Below are 15,058 nucleotides of genomic sequence, written 5' to 3' on the forward strand. Positions count from 1 at the left end.
GGCTTTTCTCCCTATTTTTCAATATTATATTTCGTATACCATTATATTATACGACATATAATGGTATGTCAAGAAAATGCTTATTTTTTAATAGTCAAAAACGCACGGATAATGAATAAAACATTATCCGTGCGTTTAACTTTTGATTTTAATAATCAATCTGATTAACTAATTAGCTAAACATTTGACCAACAATTTGGAATACTAATTGGAGATTTAATGCTGTTAAGACAGTAAATATAATCCAAGCCAACCAAGTCATCCACTTTGGATTAGCAAAATCTTCACCCATAACCTTCTTTGAAGAAGTAAAGGCAATTAGTGGTGCCATCGCAAATGGCAAAGCAATTGATAAGAACACCTGTGAATAAACAAGCAATTGATCAAGCTTTCCTTCGTCCCCACCATATATTAATGTGAAAGCGACAACCGGAATCAAGGCCAAACCACGTGTAATCACACGACGTAGCCACATTGGTACTTTCAAGTGTAAGAAACCACCCATGATAACTTCACCAGTTAGAGTTCCAGTAATTGTTGAATTTTGACCTGATGCTAACAAAGCAACCGCAAACAAAGTCGATAGAATTGGTGAAGCAATTGCTCCAGCAATTGCACTATCACTCAAAGCACTGTACATTTGTCCAAATGTTCCAACTGAATCACCGTGACCGAAGAACAACGAAGCTCCTAAAATCAACAAGAATGAGTTAATAACAAAGGCTAGTGACAATTGGATATTTGAATCCCATGTCATAAAACGAACACCTTCTTTTAGCTCTTCTTTGTTATCACGATTAACATTACGTGTTTGCGAAATTGATGAGTGCAAGTACAAATTATGTGGCATAACAGTTGCCCCAATAATTCCTAATGTCATCAAAAGTGGTGAATCAGCACCGTGAATACCAGTTGTGCTAACTGCTTGAATTTGTGGTAGATAACCACCAAACAATTCTACCATGTTAGGATCTGATGATACGACCAAGTATCCGAAAATAAATAAAATCGTTAAAATAAGTGTGACAACAATAGCTTCGATTTTTCGGAATCCAAAACGCATCAATAGCAACAACAAGACAACATCTAAAGCAGTAGTCAAAACAGATGCAATCATTGACCAACCAAATAGCAAGTGTAAAGCAATCGCTCCACCAATAACTTCAGCAATATCGGTAGCCATCAAAGCTAACTCACTGATAATCCATAAAACAATACCGCCAGTTTTATTCGTACGTTTTCTAGTCGCTTGGGCTAAATCTTCGTGCTTGACCATTCCCAACTTACCAGCCATATATTGTAGCATCATCGCAATCAATGATGAAATCAAAACAACTGATAATAGGGTGTAGCGATAAGTTGCTCCACCAGTAACTGAAGTTACCCAATTACCTGGATCCATATACCCTACGGCAACTAATGCTCCTGGACCTGAAAAGGTCCATAATTTACGCCAAAATGAACCACTTTTAGGTATTTCTACCGAGCCATTCACATCGCCCAGGCTAGCATCATCCGCTGCGCTTTGAATTAAGCCCTTTTTTTCTGTCATTTCTTTCTCAGACATGACAACCTCCTAAGATAAATAATTGTCGTCGTAAGGTCATCCCAGTGTACTATTTACTTTTTGTATATAGTGCTAAATAAAATTCATAAAGATTTTCGTCCAACTTGGTTGTTGAAAGCTTATGACTTTCACTTAACCGGGAGTATTCCCACCCGCAAAGAACATCTTACTCTGTTGCTAGATAAGATGCAACCATTTATTTTCTTTATTTTTATTTTTTTTATGCAGTATTGTCAAAAAGTTTATCAATCAATTCAATATAATTTTACTACCGACTAAATTATTTTCGGATTTCGATTAAACAATAGAATGATTATAGTTATCCACTGCTGATGAACTTCATTTCTTATTTTTATAACGGCATCGTTACTTTAAATCAATTTGTGCCATTTTTAACGCAAATTTTCTGCCATCCCCATTAATAACTTACGCATAAATTGATCCCCTGCAACCAAATATTTAGGATGTGATTTACGACGAAGCATTGCGCCTACTTCACCCTTTGTTACTTTAAAATCTGCAGCCTGCCAAAAAGCTAACAAATCTTCAGTTGTATATGACATCGCAATTTTAATTTTTTTAATCACAACATTATTAATATCATTATCACGTTGCATACTATAATCTTGTGGTGCTAAAGAACCATCTTCATTTTTCTTATGCCCGCGTTGTGACACAATTAAACCATTCATAAATTTTTCTAAATCATGCCGTGATAATTGCGCATCACGTGCACTTTCCGGGGCTGGCTTGGCAATAATGGCCAAAAATTCAGCCTTCGTTAAATCCAAATCACCCAATTTAAAAATGGCTAACATATCTTTACTACTAATATTAAAAATATACTGCAAACGACGAACGATATCATTATTATGCATTTACTAATTAACTTCTTTCATTTTTGAGATTATAACAACTTATTTGCCAATAAAAAAACTGTTTATTTCCATATTTGTTACTTTGAAAATAAACAATTTTAACTTATCCTTTTAGGATTTGATCAATTTTACTTAATTCTTCTGTTGATAACGTCATATTATCAGCAACTTTAACATTATCTAATAAATGGTCAACTGAAGAAGCACCAATTACAATTGACGGTACCCGCTTATCTCGTAACAACCAAGCCATTGCTAATTGGGCCAAAGTTTGACCACGGTCAGCAGCAACTTTATTTAGTGCATTAAGCTTGGCAACTGCACCCTTAGGATCTTCTTGAATAAATGCATTTGTTCGATGTAATGGCATGTCAGCTGGAATGCCATCCAAATAGCGATCAGTCAATAAACCTTCTGCCAATGGTCCATACGCAATTAAGCCAGCATGATGATCATCTAAAGTTGACAACATATCACTTTCTTCAGCTTCACGATTAAACATGTTATATGACATTTGATTACCAATAAAAGGCGTATGTAATTCATCAAATATTTTTGAAATCTCAGCCACTTGTTCAGTTGTGTAATTAGATACACCAACATACAAAACCTTACCTTGACGAACCATTAAATCAAGGGCTTGCGCTGTTTCACGTAAATTAGTGTTAGGATCCCAACGATGTGCATAAAAAATATCTACATAATCTAAGTGCATCCGTTGCAATGACAAATCCAAGGCAGCTGTTAGGGTTTTCTTACCCGAAAATTCACCTAGTGGCCCTGGCCACATATGAAAACCAGCCTTTGTTGTAATGACTAATTCGTTACGATATGGTTGTAAATCTTTTTGGTACACCGCCCCAAATGTCTCTTCAGCAGTCCCATCTGCTGGGCCATAATTAGAAGCATTATCAAACGAAAAGATCCCGTTATCAAACGCTTTTAAAATAACCTCACGTGAATTTGATAGTGGCATTTGATCACCTAAATTACGCCACAAACCAAAAGACAGTGCGGGTAAAATTAAACCGGAATCTGATACGCGACGATATGGCATAACATCATACCGGTTATCTGCTGCTGCATAAACCATGTTTGTACCTCCCAAATTTGACTTCATATTAATTTTAAATTAGTAAATGTTAACGTCAGGATTGTTACTTGAACGCAATAAGACGTCAATCCGATCGTTATCGTGAATACGTTGAATAGCCTCTGCTAATAATGGTGCAATTGATAATACTGTAAACTTAGGATTCAACTTTTCTTCTGGAATCTGAATTGTATCTGTGAAAATATATCGTTCAATATTATCATCAGTTGCTAATTTATCAGCAGCATCTCCTGATAAGACTGGATGAGTAGCAGCAACATAAACTTCAGTTGCGCCATTAGCCAAAAGTGCACGAGCTGTCATTTGTACACGGTAACCTGTATCCACGATGTCATCTACAATTACAGCACGACGACCATTAACATCGCCAACGATTGCATCTGGTGACTCTGGCTTTGTCATGGCGATATTATCATTAACAACACCCCATGGTGCTTTCAAAATATCAGCAAATTTACGGGCGCGACCAGCACCAGTATGATCTGGTGACACAATTACCAAGTTATCCGTCATATTACGACTATAAAAATAGTCTGTTAATAATGGCGCTGCTTTTAAATGATCCACTGGAATATCAAAAAATCCTTGTATTTGCTGGGCATGTAGGTCAATTGAAACGACACGATCAACACCATTCATTTCAATTAAAGAGGCCACCATTTTAGCGGTAATAGGTTCACGAGACTTTGCTTTGCGATCTTGACGTGCATACCCCATATATGGCATAACCACAGTAATTTGTCCCGCCGATGACCGGCGCAGTGCATCAACGACAATCATGATTTCCATGAAAGCATCATTTACTTCTTCTGCAATCGGCGCAATAACATAGACATCATCTCCACGAATGCTTTCTTGAACTCGTTCATAAATTTCACCATCAGCAAAACGCTGAATATCTACTGGTGTCAATGGTATGTTCAGCTCTTCAGCCACAGATTTTGCTAGAATATTATTGGTACTTAACCCTAACAATGTTATTTGAGATTCCACGAACGAATGCCTCCATTTCTCATCCTTACTTCTTGTCTTCTTTATTTTACCAAAATAAACAACGTTACGGTATCTTTTATCTATATATAATCTCGCTAAAATTTATGATAAACCTAAGTTTAATTTGCAAATAGATTTAATTACCCCTATACTAAAACAAGCGAATCAAATAAGCTGGGGTGCCAAGAGCTGGCTGAGAAAATACCCATAGAACCTGAGCAATGTAATTTTGCTAGGGAGCTTCTTGTTTATCATGACAGTAAACAATCCCAGTACCCACAAAGACATGTGTCTTTGTAGTGCTGGGATTTTTTTGCTACCAGAGCTTTGGCGATTCGACGATATTATTTTAAGGAGGTTTGCAATTTATTATGCAAACAGTTAATGAGTCAAAGACAAAATGGTCACTACGGGATGTTATTTTCCTAGCAATCATCGCCATATTTTTTGGGGTTATTTTTGAGGTGTGGAGTGCTTCTTATTATGCTGTAGCAGCAACGCCTTTGAAGCCATATGCCAATGATTTAACGTTAGGCGTTTGGTTAATGGCCGCCCCACTTGCTGGTGCAATTTTACAAAAAGTAGGTAGTTCACTACTAGGCGAAGTCCTAGCTGCTGCTGTTGAAATGATGCTATTTTCAAGTTGGGGTGCCGCTAACTTGATTTCTGGCTTTGTTCAAGGTGTGGGAACTGAATTAGGCTTTGCCGCAACTGGTTATAAAAACTGGGGTAAACTTGGTTTGACTTTTTCTGTCATTACAACCACTATTGTCACGTTTATCTGGGATTTGTTTAATAGTGGTTATGCAGACTATAAACCCAGCTTGATGATTACCCTATTTATCATCCGTTTAATTTCAGCTGGGTTCTTTGGCGGCGTCTTAGTATATTACATTCAAAAATTAGTTACCAAGTCTGGTGTCTTAAAACATTAAGCTTATGACAAATTTAAAAGTTGAAAATTTTAGTTTTGCGTATGCTGATAATCAACCAAATATCTTAAATCAAATTAATTGGCTACCACAACCCGGATCATTTAACCTATTAATTGGTCCTTCAGGTTCAGGTAAATCAACACTCTTAAAATCAATGGCTGGTTTATTGCCAAAATTTGGTGGTGTCATTACTGGTGGCCAAATTTTATTAAATAATGAGCCCATCCAACCTATTGTCCCATTTGAAAGAGCACGACGTATTGCTATGCTCTTTCAAAATCCAGATCGCCAATTTGCAATGCGTACTGCCCGTTCACAATTAATTTTTGCATTAGAAAATCTTCAGCTATCACTAGACGTGATTAATCAACGGGTCCCATTGGCTCTTGAAGCACTCCACCTAACTGATATTGCTGATCAAGAATTATTAACATTATCAGGTGGTGAGAAACAGCGTGTCGCCCTGGCTGTTGTGTTGGCAATGGATAGCGATATTATTTTATTAGATGAACCTTTTGCAAGTGTTGATCCGACAGCTCGTTTAGCCTTGTTAGCTGATTTAAAAAAATTACAAGTTGAACAACATAAAACAATTATCATCTCAGATCATGATTTATCTGGTTATGAAAAATTAGTTGATTATTTATATGCCCTTGATACTAAAACTGGCACATTGTCCCAACAACCCTTAACAAAACTAGATAACTTACCGGTCATCACACCGTTTTATGGTGTACCTCATCCCACAGGTCATCTTAGTTTTAACCAACTCACGTTAACTGTTGGTCAGCAACGGACTTTGTTAGCTGAAAGTTCTTTCACCTTACCTAGTGCCCAGATTGGCTTATTATCTGGTGCCAACGGCATTGGTAAATCGACTTTATTTAAAGCATTAGGTCACCAAATAAAGTATGCTGGTCAGATTAATTGGGACGGTCAAGACACCCGTAAAATAAAGTTAAAAAATTGGACCAAACAAGTTGCCTTAATTTTCCAGTCGGCGACAGACCAATTTGTCAAAATGACCTTACAAGAAGAAATCAATTTATCGCAACGTCATAGTTTAGCTGCGTCTTATTGGACACATGAACGTATTCAAGCCGCTTTAACGACCTTGCATTTGGATCAATTATTAGATCATGTTGTTTACCAGCTGTCCGGTGGCCAACAGAAAAAATTGCAGGTTTTAAGTATGTTGATTATGGGACAACCTGTTTTGTTACTTGATGAGCCATTAGCCGGTCTAGATAGCAATTCTGTTCAAGCTATTATGCAGTTAATTAGTGATAGCATTCAGGCAACCCAACAGAGTGTCTTAATGATTTCTCACCAACGTACTGGCTTGGCTAACTTTATTGATTATGAATTAGTCTTCAAGAATAAATCACTCATCTTAATTGGGGAGGCCAACAATGTTTAGACTAAATCCAACAATTTTAGTTGCCATCATGCTTGGCATTGGTATTGAAACATCATTTGTTCGCTCAATTATTTTAAATGGTGTCGTTGTTTTGATAAGTGGTGTTTATCTGCTGACACAGCGTCCAAATTTTAAGTTAATTGGCTTAATGATTTTGATTTCACTCCCCCTTGCTTTTGGGACGTGGTGGTCATTCATTGCCTTTGGAACTGGTGACACACACCATTTAGCGCTCGTCTACGCAACCCGTTTGTACGCCTATTTATTCTTAGGTGCTGCTGTTACGCTGACTGTATCTGTTAAAGATTTACTAATGAGTTTAAATCAACATGCTAAAATATCTAATACATTTACGTATGGTTTATTAGCTGCTTTTAATTTGGTACCTCGCGTACGCCGCCAAGTCCAAATTATTCGTTATGCTGGTGCCTTGCGTGGCGTGACGTATCATTTATGGCAACCACAAATTTACTTTAAAGCAATCTTAAGTGCTTTGCATTGGTCTGATGATTTGGCTATTGCCATGACTTCTCATGGTTTTTCAGAAGGCTTTCCTCGAACACAAACTGTTACAGACCATTTATCAAAATGGGAATGGCTTTTACCAATTATTTTTGTTCTATTATATTTATTAGTTGCCATCATCTTTAAACCTTGGTAAAAAATAGCTTGCGAAGAACGTAGCCACTTACATGGCATCACGTTAAGGCTTAAATCTTTTAGAACACATTTAAGGCCTAAATCCAAATAATGGATTTAGGCCTTTTTTGCGTATTGCGTATAAAATCATTTATATACCGGATTTATTTTTAATTTATGATGCTTTAATGAACGATATCAACCATAATCAATTTTCAAAATCCGCAATTAGTATGCGATTACTTGCTACTGATTGATCAGGATCTACTTTTCCAAAAGCAGCCCGAGTTAACTGTAATTGATTACTTTCTACACCAAAATAATCTTGAATTAAATCACCTATAAAAACTAACAGGGTTTGACTATCTAACTCAGTCTCATGACGTAATAATGACCCACTATTTTTAAATGGCCCTGCATTACGCAAATCATCAACTTTTTGTTCTAAGGCTGGTAATCCTGCTACTAGATGATACAAAACATGATTTTCATGCTGCCACTTAGTCAAGTGAATAACATGACGTAAATCTGTTAACCCAACTGGTAAAATCATATCAGCACCAACTGCCACTAATTGCATTGCTTCATGACTATAATTGGCAATAGAGGCCGTTAACGCATTTATTGATAACGTAAAATTCCCGTTATAATCAAACATTGCTTGACCTAAAAGCATTTCAGTACGTGTCACATACCCAATACGATCAAAATTTTCATCTACTTGTAATGCGTTGTTTAAATAAGTTTTAAAAACATCAGGCGCACGCCAATCTAAACGTAATCTAATATTGTCCATCCCAATATCATCCCCGATACCATGAAAAGTCACTAAAGAGTAGCTCATGGTTCCTGGAATACTAGCAATCAGTGCTTGTCGTTCACTTTCAAAAAATCGACTTTTATATATCATAACTTGTTCCCCATTTTTGCAATAAATCTGTCAGCAACAATTGACCAGGTGCAGAACTGCTAATGACAGTTGCAAATGTTAACTGTGAGCCATATTCCCTGCCAATTATACGAGAAGGTATCCCCATGGTGCCCATTGCCATTGTAATCAACGGTTTTTTTGCATCTTTTGCAACCTTTTTTGTACTCGTTAATAAAGCAGCAACATCACTTAATTGTTGCGGCATAACTGCCAATTTAACAATATCAATTGGTAAAGTGTCCATTTTCTCTAATAGTGGCACTAAATTAGTGGGTGTTTTTGTAAAATAATGCTTTGACCCAATGATTTGCACATCATTGGGGATTTTTTGTAATAAATTTTTCTGATCTGCCAATAAACTGATTTCAATGTCTAAAGCGGCAACACCTGCTGAAATGGCATTTAAATAAACATTTTCATATGTCTGTTTACGATATGTTTTTTGGCCACCTTCCGCCTGCGTACGCCAAGTAAAAATAACAGGCTTATTGACTGCTTGGCAAACCTTTTGGATATGCGTAACCATTAAATTATCTAACGCACCAAGATAATCCACCCGCCATTCAGCAACATCAACTGCACTTTCTTTGAGCAAACTGGCTTGTTGAACTGCTTGTTGCCAAGTATTAGCTGTAATAGGCGCAGCAATTAATGGCCGATCAGCTGTTGCTGTGACTGCCCCTATTTCTAACTGTTTCATCCCCAATATCCTTTAAATATGCAATAATTTCATTGGCTACTTGCTCTGCACTTTTATTATCTGTGTAAATTGTTTTGGTTGCAATAGCAGCATATTTTGGTAATCGATCTTCCCAGAGTTGTGCTAACTCAAGTAATGATTTATTTCGCACAATTGGCCGTGAATTATCTTTAACTAAGCGTTCCATTGTTTGTCCAAATGAACCAGACAAATAAATAACTGGCACTGGCATCTCCGCTAACAACTGGCGATTTGCACTTAATTCAATAATGCCACCGCCTGTTGCAATGATGCCTGGTTTATTGACTGCTGCCATTAAAATTTGCCGTTCAATTTCTCGAAAGCCATTTTCACCAATTGTTGCAAAAATGTCGCCTGGTGTTTGCGACGTCTGATCAATAATTAATTGATCGGTATCTAGTAAAGATTGCATTAGTTTAGTCGCTAATAATTGACCAACTGTTGTTTTACCAGCACCCATAAATCCAATTAAAATAACTTTCATTTTATGATAAAACCTCATCTAAATCTTTGAAAAATTTAGGATATGAAATATTAACAGCATCTGCTCTAGCTAAAGAAACATCACCGGCCGTAATTAAAGCAGCAATTGTCAACATCATACCAACACGGTGATCACCACAAGAATCGACAACAGTTGGGGTTGTCACATGTAATGGCGTATCGCCATGCACATAAAAACCATCTTCTTTCGCTTCAATATGCGCACCTAATTTATTAAGTTGTGTCGTCACAGTTGCAATACGATCAGATTCTTTTACATGTAACTCACTAGCACCAGTAATCAGTGTGTCACCTTTAGCCTGAGTTGCTGCCAAAACAATCAAAGGCATTTCATCAATCATCGTGGGTACATCAGTCGCTGTCACAGTCGTCCCGCGCAGTGTTTGTGAATGTACCCGAATATCAGCAATTGGCTCCCCAATTGTCTGTTCGGCTTTAAATTCAAACGACCCTCCCATCCGTTTCAGGATATTAATAATACCCATTCTTGTCGGGTTCACACCAACCTGTTTTAGGGTTAAATCACTATCTGGCACTAATAAAGCGGCAATTAACCAATAAGCTGCTGATGAGATATCACCTGGAACCTGAATATTGGTTGCTATCAGGTTCGTTTGTGGCGCAACAATCACGCGATTATCAACCCGCTTTATGGAAATACCAAATGCAGCCAGCATACGTTCAGTATGATCTCGTGTGGGAATAGGTTCAATAATGGTTGTTGTTTCATCAGCCTGTAATGCAGCCAAAATAATGGCACTTTTAACCTGAGCTGAGGCCACTGGTAATTCATATGATATCCCTTTTAAACTTTTAGTAGCCAATTTTGTTACTGGTAAACGATCATTTTTCGTAACAAAACTAACACCCATTGCCATCAGCGGTTTGATTACCCGTGCAAAGGGGCGTTTAGACAAACTACTATCACCACGAAAAGTTAAAGTGAACGGTTGTTTCGCTAACAACCCCATTAATAAACGAGCGGAAGTTCCCGAATTTTCCATGTTCAATACTTGTTTTGGCTCAGTTAACGTGTCTAATGATTTACCATGGACAATTAAGTCATCACCATCATGCTCAAAAGTCACACCAAGGTTGGACATTGCTGTAATTGTACTGTTAACGTCTTGTGAATCTAATAAATTGTGAATTCTGGTATCTCCTGATGCAATGCTTCCCAACATCACTGCACGATGTGAAATACTTTTATCACCAGGCATTATTAGTGTTCCCCGCAGATGCCGCCCCATTGTTTGTAACTTCAAATTGCCCATTATTTAACCTACAATTCTTTTATCATTAAAAATTCTTAATTTCCTCACGATACGCAGCCACTTGTTCTTGCAAGCGTGACAAACTATCCGTATCAAATTTATCTAAGATGGCTTTTGCCAATTCAATAGCCACCATTGCTTCAGCAATAACTGCCGCTGCTGTGACTGCAGTTGTATCAGACCTTTCTGTTGACGCACGATGATCTTCATGTGTATCGATGTCAACACTTTGCATTGGCTGATATAACGTTGGAATTGGTTTAACAACACCACGAACAACAATCATCTCACCAGTAGTCATACCACCTTCAAAACCGCCTAGATGATTAGCACCTCGGTAAAAACCACGAGTTGCAGACCAATAAATTTCGTCCATAACTTGACTACCATATTTATCAGCATTATCAAAACCACCACCAAATTCAACACCCTTAAAAGCATTGATGCCAACAATTGCACGAGCAATTTTAGCATCTAGTTTTTCATCAGCAGTAACATATGACCCTAATCCAGCCGGCACACCTGTTGCCATCATTTGGACAGTACCACCCACTGTATCACGGTTTCTTTTTGTTTGGTCAATAACGGCTTGCATCGCTTGATCATCTGCAGCAGTCATTGAACGTGTCGCAAAATTTTCAGTTACGGCACGTAATTCTGCCAAATTTTGATATTTAGTTAATTGTGTCAAATCACTCTTAACCGGACCTATGTTCGACACAAATCCGTGCACATCAATATCTAATGCTGCTAATAATTTTTTAGCAACTGCACCCACAGCTACACGCATAACTGTTTCACGAGCGGATGAGCGTTCCAACACATTGCGTAAATCTGCTTGATGCCGATATTTCATCCCCCCAACCAAATCAGCATGTCCTGGTCGCGGACGCATGACTTTACGTGTACTATTTTCAATCGTTGCTGGTATATTAGGGTCCATAATTTTGGCCCAATGATTATGATCATCATTATGAACATTTAGGGCAATGGGTGAACCTAACGTTACCTGATGACGTACGCCTGCCATAATTGTCACTGTATCAGTTTCAATGACCTGACGTTGACCACGACCATAGCCATGTTGACGTCGTGCTAATTGTTCATTAATATCCTCAGCTGTAATCGTTAAACCCGCTGGAATTCCTTCAATAATAGCGACTTCTTCTGGTCCATGACTTTCACCTGCTGTCATATAACGCATTGCATATCACGCTCCTTGCATAAATTTGTTCATATCCGTTAATGCTTTTGGGATAATTAGTGGCTCACCTGGCGTTTTAATTGCGACTAACTGCAAGACACCTGCACGATTTTTCTTGTCATGCACCAATTGATGCAACATGTCTGGATTTTGCACTAACGACGAGTCAATTGGCAGTCCAACTACGGTTAATCTATTACGCAAATCATCCAAAAATTTTGCCGTGCTAATATCAGCTTTTACAAATCGTTGCGTAATTGCAATCATGCCAATTGAGACTGCCTCACCATGCCGTAATTTACCATGTGCCAATAACTCAATGGCATGCCCAATTGTATGTCCAAAATTAAGATATTTGCGAATACCCGCTTCCTGTTCATCTTGTTTAACAATCTCGGCTTTATATTGCACCGACTGGATAATTAACGTTAACGCATTCTCTAAAATATCGGCTTTTGATTGTATCTTACCAGTTAAGTTCCACAAAACGCCACCTGCTAGTGCACTCGTTTTTACAACTTCGGCATAGCCTTCCACTAAATCACGCGCCGCTAGTGTAGTTAAATATGTCGGATCAATTAAAACTAAGTCGGGCTGGTAGAATGTTCCCATAATATTCTTAGTTTGACCTAAATTAATGGCCGTTTTCCCTCCTACGCTCGAATCAACTTGGGCAGTCAAAGATGTGGCAAGTTGAATAAATGCAATGCCTCGCATATACATTGCTGCAGTAAGGCCTGCCAAATCACCAATGACACCACCACCAAGAGCAATCACACCATCATCACGTGTAAAATGATTATCTGCTAATGTTGTGATTGCTTGTTCTAGATACGGTAACGTTTTCGTTTGTTCACCACCTGGAAGAACCAATGTTGTAACCTGATAGCCAACTGCTTCTAATTGTGCACGTGTTTCTGCTAAATAATGATGACCAACTTGTTCATCTGTCATAATAAGTATTTGCCGTTGTGACCAAATACTTTTAATTTGCAAACCAATCTGTTCACGTAATCCGTTTGCTATTTTGATTTGATAGGTTTTATTAGGAAGAGATACCGTTATCATGATTTTACCTCACTATGTCGTGAATGGCTTGGGCTTTCTCAAATAAACTAACCATTTGTTCTGGTGTTAACGCTTGTTTACCATCAACCAATGCTTTTGTTGGTTGATCATGAATTTCAATCATCAAACCCTGAGCACCAGCTGCAACGGCTGCCAAACCAGTTGCTGTCACATGTTCAGCAACTCCAGCAGCATGTGATGGATCCGCTAAAATAGGCAAATGTGTCAACTCTCTTAATACTGGAATCACACTAACATCCATTGTATTCCGTAAATATTTTTGATCAAAACTACGAATACCACGTTCCATCAGCATAATTTGCGTATTTCCCTCTGAGGCAATATATTCAGCTGCACTTAACCATTCATCGACTGTGGCGCTCATGCCTCGCTTTAATAATACGGGTTTGTCCTGTTGACCAACTGCTTTTAGTAACGCAAAATTTTGCATATTACGCGTACCTATTTGGAATATATCTGTGTACTGACCAACTAAATCAACATCAGCAGGACTCATAACTTCTGTCATCATATCCATTCCTAAAGTATCTGCAGCTATTCGATGCCACTTAAGCCCTTGTTCACCTAATCCCTGGAAACTATATGGATTAGTTCGTGGTTTATATGAACCACCGCGTAAAATAGTGGCACCAGCTGCCTTAGCAGATTTTCCCATTGCTAAAACATGTTCAGCTGATTCAATAGCATCAGGTCCCGCAATTAAATTAAAATTATCGCCACCAATTTGACTATGAGCCGTTTGAATCATGGTATCGTTGGGGTGAAATGTTCGACTAACCTGCATTGCTGCTGGATGTTCAGCAATTATTTCAATAACATCATCTTGATTAATGAACGATAACGCTGCACTATTTTTAATATCAGCAAAACCAACGCGATTTTCAAAGCGATAAACATGGTTTAATTGGAAACTCTTAGCTTGTGTTACGACAGTCTGTGCTGCTTGTTTATCTTTCATTACAATAATCATTTTAATTTCTTCTTTCTTTTGAAATCGCCGCCAACATACGTTGTTGATCAGGGAATATACCCGTCCAAGCGGCAAAACTTAATGCCCCTTGCCCGGCTAACATAGCTAGTCCATCCGTTGCTGCTCGATTAGCTTGTTTGGCTGCTGCCACAAAAGGTGTATCGTCTGTCTTATAAATAATATCAACGACTTTTGCTTGCCGAGGTGTTAAAGAAAATTGTTGCGGTGATAACAGTGACGGTTCACCATTCATCCCCACACTTGTTGCATTCACAATTAGATCAGCTGTTGGCAGGTACTGTGTAATGGTTGCCAAGTCGTGCAATGGTTCTTGCATAAAGTGCGCTAGAGCATCTGCCTTAGCAACAAATTTTTCATTCATACGATTGAATACATGCACTTGTGTCGTTTTCGGGGCACTTGCAATAATTGCTTGCGCTGCACCACCTGTCCCAATAATAATCGTCTGTTTAGGTACTTGCTTTATTGTCGTCCAAAATCCCTGTCCATCAGTTGTATCACCAAATAAACGACCATCACTAATGGTAATCGTGTTAACCACACCAAGCCGTTTAGATAAATCCGATAGTTCATCCATATAAGGCACAACTGCCTGCTTAAATGGCATCGTAACATTTAGTCCTTTGATACCTTTAGCAACTAATTGTGGTAATGCTGTTGCTAAATTTTGCGGTGCAATAGGAAATAATTGATAATTTGCATCAATCCTTGCCAGACGAAATGCTTGGTTTTGCATCACTGGTGATTTTGAATGTTCAACCGGATAACCAATTAAGCCATAATAATCTGTCATTAATC

The 15,058-nt window shown here is 38.1% G+C and carries 15 protein-coding genes; 3 read left to right on the forward strand and 12 right to left on the reverse strand.

Going from position 1 to position 15,058, the window contains the following annotated elements; all coding sequences use genetic code 11:
* Positions 1-172: 172 nt before the first annotated feature.
* The 4 genes from FFM55_RS05900 to FFM55_RS05915 form a co-directional block, all read right to left on the reverse strand.
* Positions 173-1,567: an Nramp family divalent metal transporter gene (locus FFM55_RS05900; RefSeq protein ID WP_137600682.1), complete on the reverse strand. Its 1,395-nt coding sequence runs from the start codon at positions 1,565-1,567 to the stop codon at positions 173-175.
* A 392-nt stretch (positions 1,568-1,959) separates the two neighbouring features.
* Positions 1,960-2,445, reverse strand: coding sequence for a DUF1456 family protein (locus tag FFM55_RS05905; RefSeq protein ID WP_137600683.1), 486 nt, complete (start codon positions 2,443-2,445; stop codon positions 1,960-1,962).
* 103 nt (positions 2,446-2,548) lie between these two features.
* On the reverse strand, positions 2,549-3,538 hold the full coding sequence (locus tag FFM55_RS05910; RefSeq protein WP_137600684.1) for an aldo/keto reductase: 990 nt from the start codon (positions 3,536-3,538) through the stop codon (positions 2,549-2,551).
* Between the two features lie 39 nt (positions 3,539-3,577).
* Entirely contained in the window at positions 3,578-4,552 is a 975-nt protein-coding gene (locus tag FFM55_RS05915) for a ribose-phosphate diphosphokinase (protein WP_137600685.1), read from the reverse strand.
* 371 nt (positions 4,553-4,923) lie between these two features.
* Here FFM55_RS05915 and FFM55_RS05920 point away from each other — a divergent pair, with 371 nt between their 5' ends.
* Genes FFM55_RS05920 through FFM55_RS05930 form a run of 3 tightly spaced genes read left to right on the forward strand, consistent with a single transcriptional unit; the run spans position 4,924 to position 7,568 of the window.
* On the forward strand, positions 4,924-5,487 hold the full coding sequence (locus tag FFM55_RS05920) for an ECF transporter S component (RefSeq protein ID WP_137600686.1): 564 nt from the start codon (positions 4,924-4,926) through the stop codon (positions 5,485-5,487).
* A gap of 4 nt (positions 5,488-5,491) precedes the next feature.
* Positions 5,492-6,907: an ABC transporter ATP-binding protein gene (locus FFM55_RS05925; protein ID WP_137600687.1), complete on the forward strand. Its 1,416-nt coding sequence runs from the start codon at positions 5,492-5,494 to the stop codon at positions 6,905-6,907.
* On the forward strand, positions 6,900-7,568 hold the full coding sequence (locus tag FFM55_RS05930) for an energy-coupling factor transporter transmembrane component T family protein (protein WP_137600688.1): 669 nt from the start codon (positions 6,900-6,902) through the stop codon (positions 7,566-7,568). The genes FFM55_RS05925 and FFM55_RS05930 overlap by 8 nt, the downstream gene beginning before the upstream one ends.
* Before the next feature lie 186 nt (positions 7,569-7,754).
* On the opposite strand, the gene FFM55_RS05935 is transcribed toward FFM55_RS05930, so the two are convergent.
* Genes FFM55_RS05935 through aroE form a run of 8 tightly spaced genes read right to left on the reverse strand, consistent with a single transcriptional unit; the run spans position 7,755 to position 15,053 of the window.
* Complete coding sequence (locus FFM55_RS05935; protein WP_228179745.1) at positions 7,755-8,456, reverse strand: hypothetical protein; 702 nt, start codon at positions 8,454-8,456, stop codon at positions 7,755-7,757.
* Entirely contained in the window at positions 8,446-9,177 is a 732-nt protein-coding gene (gene aroD / locus FFM55_RS05940; RefSeq protein WP_137600689.1) for a type I 3-dehydroquinate dehydratase, read from the reverse strand. Before aroD ends, FFM55_RS05935 begins: the two co-directional genes overlap by 11 nt.
* On the reverse strand, positions 9,137-9,682 hold the full coding sequence (locus FFM55_RS05945) for a shikimate kinase (RefSeq protein WP_137600690.1): 546 nt from the start codon (positions 9,680-9,682) through the stop codon (positions 9,137-9,139). Before FFM55_RS05945 ends, aroD begins: the two co-directional genes overlap by 41 nt.
* 1 nt (position 9,683) lies before the next feature.
* Positions 9,684-10,976 (reverse strand): 3-phosphoshikimate 1-carboxyvinyltransferase, encoded by a 1,293-nt coding sequence (gene aroA, locus FFM55_RS05950; RefSeq protein ID WP_137600691.1) that lies wholly within the window; start codon positions 10,974-10,976, stop codon positions 9,684-9,686.
* 25 nt (positions 10,977-11,001) lie between these two features.
* Positions 11,002-12,180, reverse strand: a complete 1,179-nt coding sequence (gene aroC / locus FFM55_RS05955; RefSeq protein WP_137600692.1) for a chorismate synthase — start codon at positions 12,178-12,180, stop codon at positions 11,002-11,004.
* 6 nt (positions 12,181-12,186) lie between these two features.
* Complete coding sequence (gene aroB / locus FFM55_RS05960) at positions 12,187-13,248, reverse strand: 3-dehydroquinate synthase (protein WP_137600693.1); 1,062 nt, start codon at positions 13,246-13,248, stop codon at positions 12,187-12,189.
* A 4-nt stretch (positions 13,249-13,252) separates the two neighbouring features.
* Positions 13,253-14,239, reverse strand: coding sequence for a 3-deoxy-7-phosphoheptulonate synthase (gene aroF, locus FFM55_RS05965; RefSeq protein ID WP_042492827.1), 987 nt, complete (start codon positions 14,237-14,239; stop codon positions 13,253-13,255).
* A 1-nt stretch (position 14,240) separates the two neighbouring features.
* Positions 14,241-15,053: a shikimate dehydrogenase gene (gene aroE / locus FFM55_RS05970; RefSeq protein ID WP_042492826.1), complete on the reverse strand. Its 813-nt coding sequence runs from the start codon at positions 15,051-15,053 to the stop codon at positions 14,241-14,243.
* Positions 15,054-15,058 lie beyond the last annotated feature (5 nt).

Source organism: Weissella sagaensis (assembly GCF_005405285.1).
GTDB classification, from domain to species: Bacteria; Bacillota; Bacilli; order Lactobacillales; family Lactobacillaceae; genus Weissella; species Weissella sagaensis.

Bases quoted from the DNA above. Each gene is read 5' to 3' on its own strand.
- FFM55_RS05920 (WP_137600686.1), top strand. From the start codon at position 4,924: ATGCAAACAGTTAATGAGTCAAAGACAAAATGGTCACTACGGGATGTT.
- FFM55_RS05945 (WP_137600690.1), bottom strand. From the start codon at position 9,682: ATGAAAGTTATTTTAATTGGATTTATGGGTGCTGGTAAAACAACAGTT.
- aroD (WP_137600689.1), bottom strand. From the start codon at position 9,177: ATGAAACAGTTAGAAATAGGGGCAGTCACAGCAACAGCTGATCGGCCA.
- aroF (WP_042492827.1), bottom strand. From the start codon at position 14,239: ATGATTATTGTAATGAAAGATAAACAAGCAGCACAGACTGTCGTAACA.
- aroB (WP_137600693.1), bottom strand. From the start codon at position 13,248: ATGATAACGGTATCTCTTCCTAATAAAACCTATCAAATCAAAATAGCA.
- FFM55_RS05935 (WP_228179745.1), bottom strand. From the start codon at position 8,456: ATGATATATAAAAGTCGATTTTTTGAAAGTGAACGACAAGCACTGATT.
- aroC (WP_137600692.1), bottom strand. From the start codon at position 12,180: ATGCGTTATATGACAGCAGGTGAAAGTCATGGACCAGAAGAAGTCGCT.
- FFM55_RS05905 (WP_137600683.1), bottom strand. From the start codon at position 2,445: ATGCATAATAATGATATCGTTCGTCGTTTGCAGTATATTTTTAATATT.
- FFM55_RS05900 (WP_137600682.1), bottom strand. From the start codon at position 1,567: ATGTCTGAGAAAGAAATGACAGAAAAAAAGGGCTTAATTCAAAGCGCA.
- aroE (WP_042492826.1), bottom strand. From the start codon at position 15,053: ATGACAGATTATTATGGCTTAATTGGTTATCCGGTTGAACATTCAAAA.
- FFM55_RS05930 (WP_137600688.1), top strand. From the start codon at position 6,900: ATGTTTAGACTAAATCCAACAATTTTAGTTGCCATCATGCTTGGCATT.
- FFM55_RS05910 (WP_137600684.1), bottom strand. From the start codon at position 3,538: ATGGTTTATGCAGCAGCAGATAACCGGTATGATGTTATGCCATATCGT.
- aroA (WP_137600691.1), bottom strand. From the start codon at position 10,976: ATGGGCAATTTGAAGTTACAAACAATGGGGCGGCATCTGCGGGGAACA.
- FFM55_RS05925 (WP_137600687.1), top strand. From the start codon at position 5,492: ATGACAAATTTAAAAGTTGAAAATTTTAGTTTTGCGTATGCTGATAAT.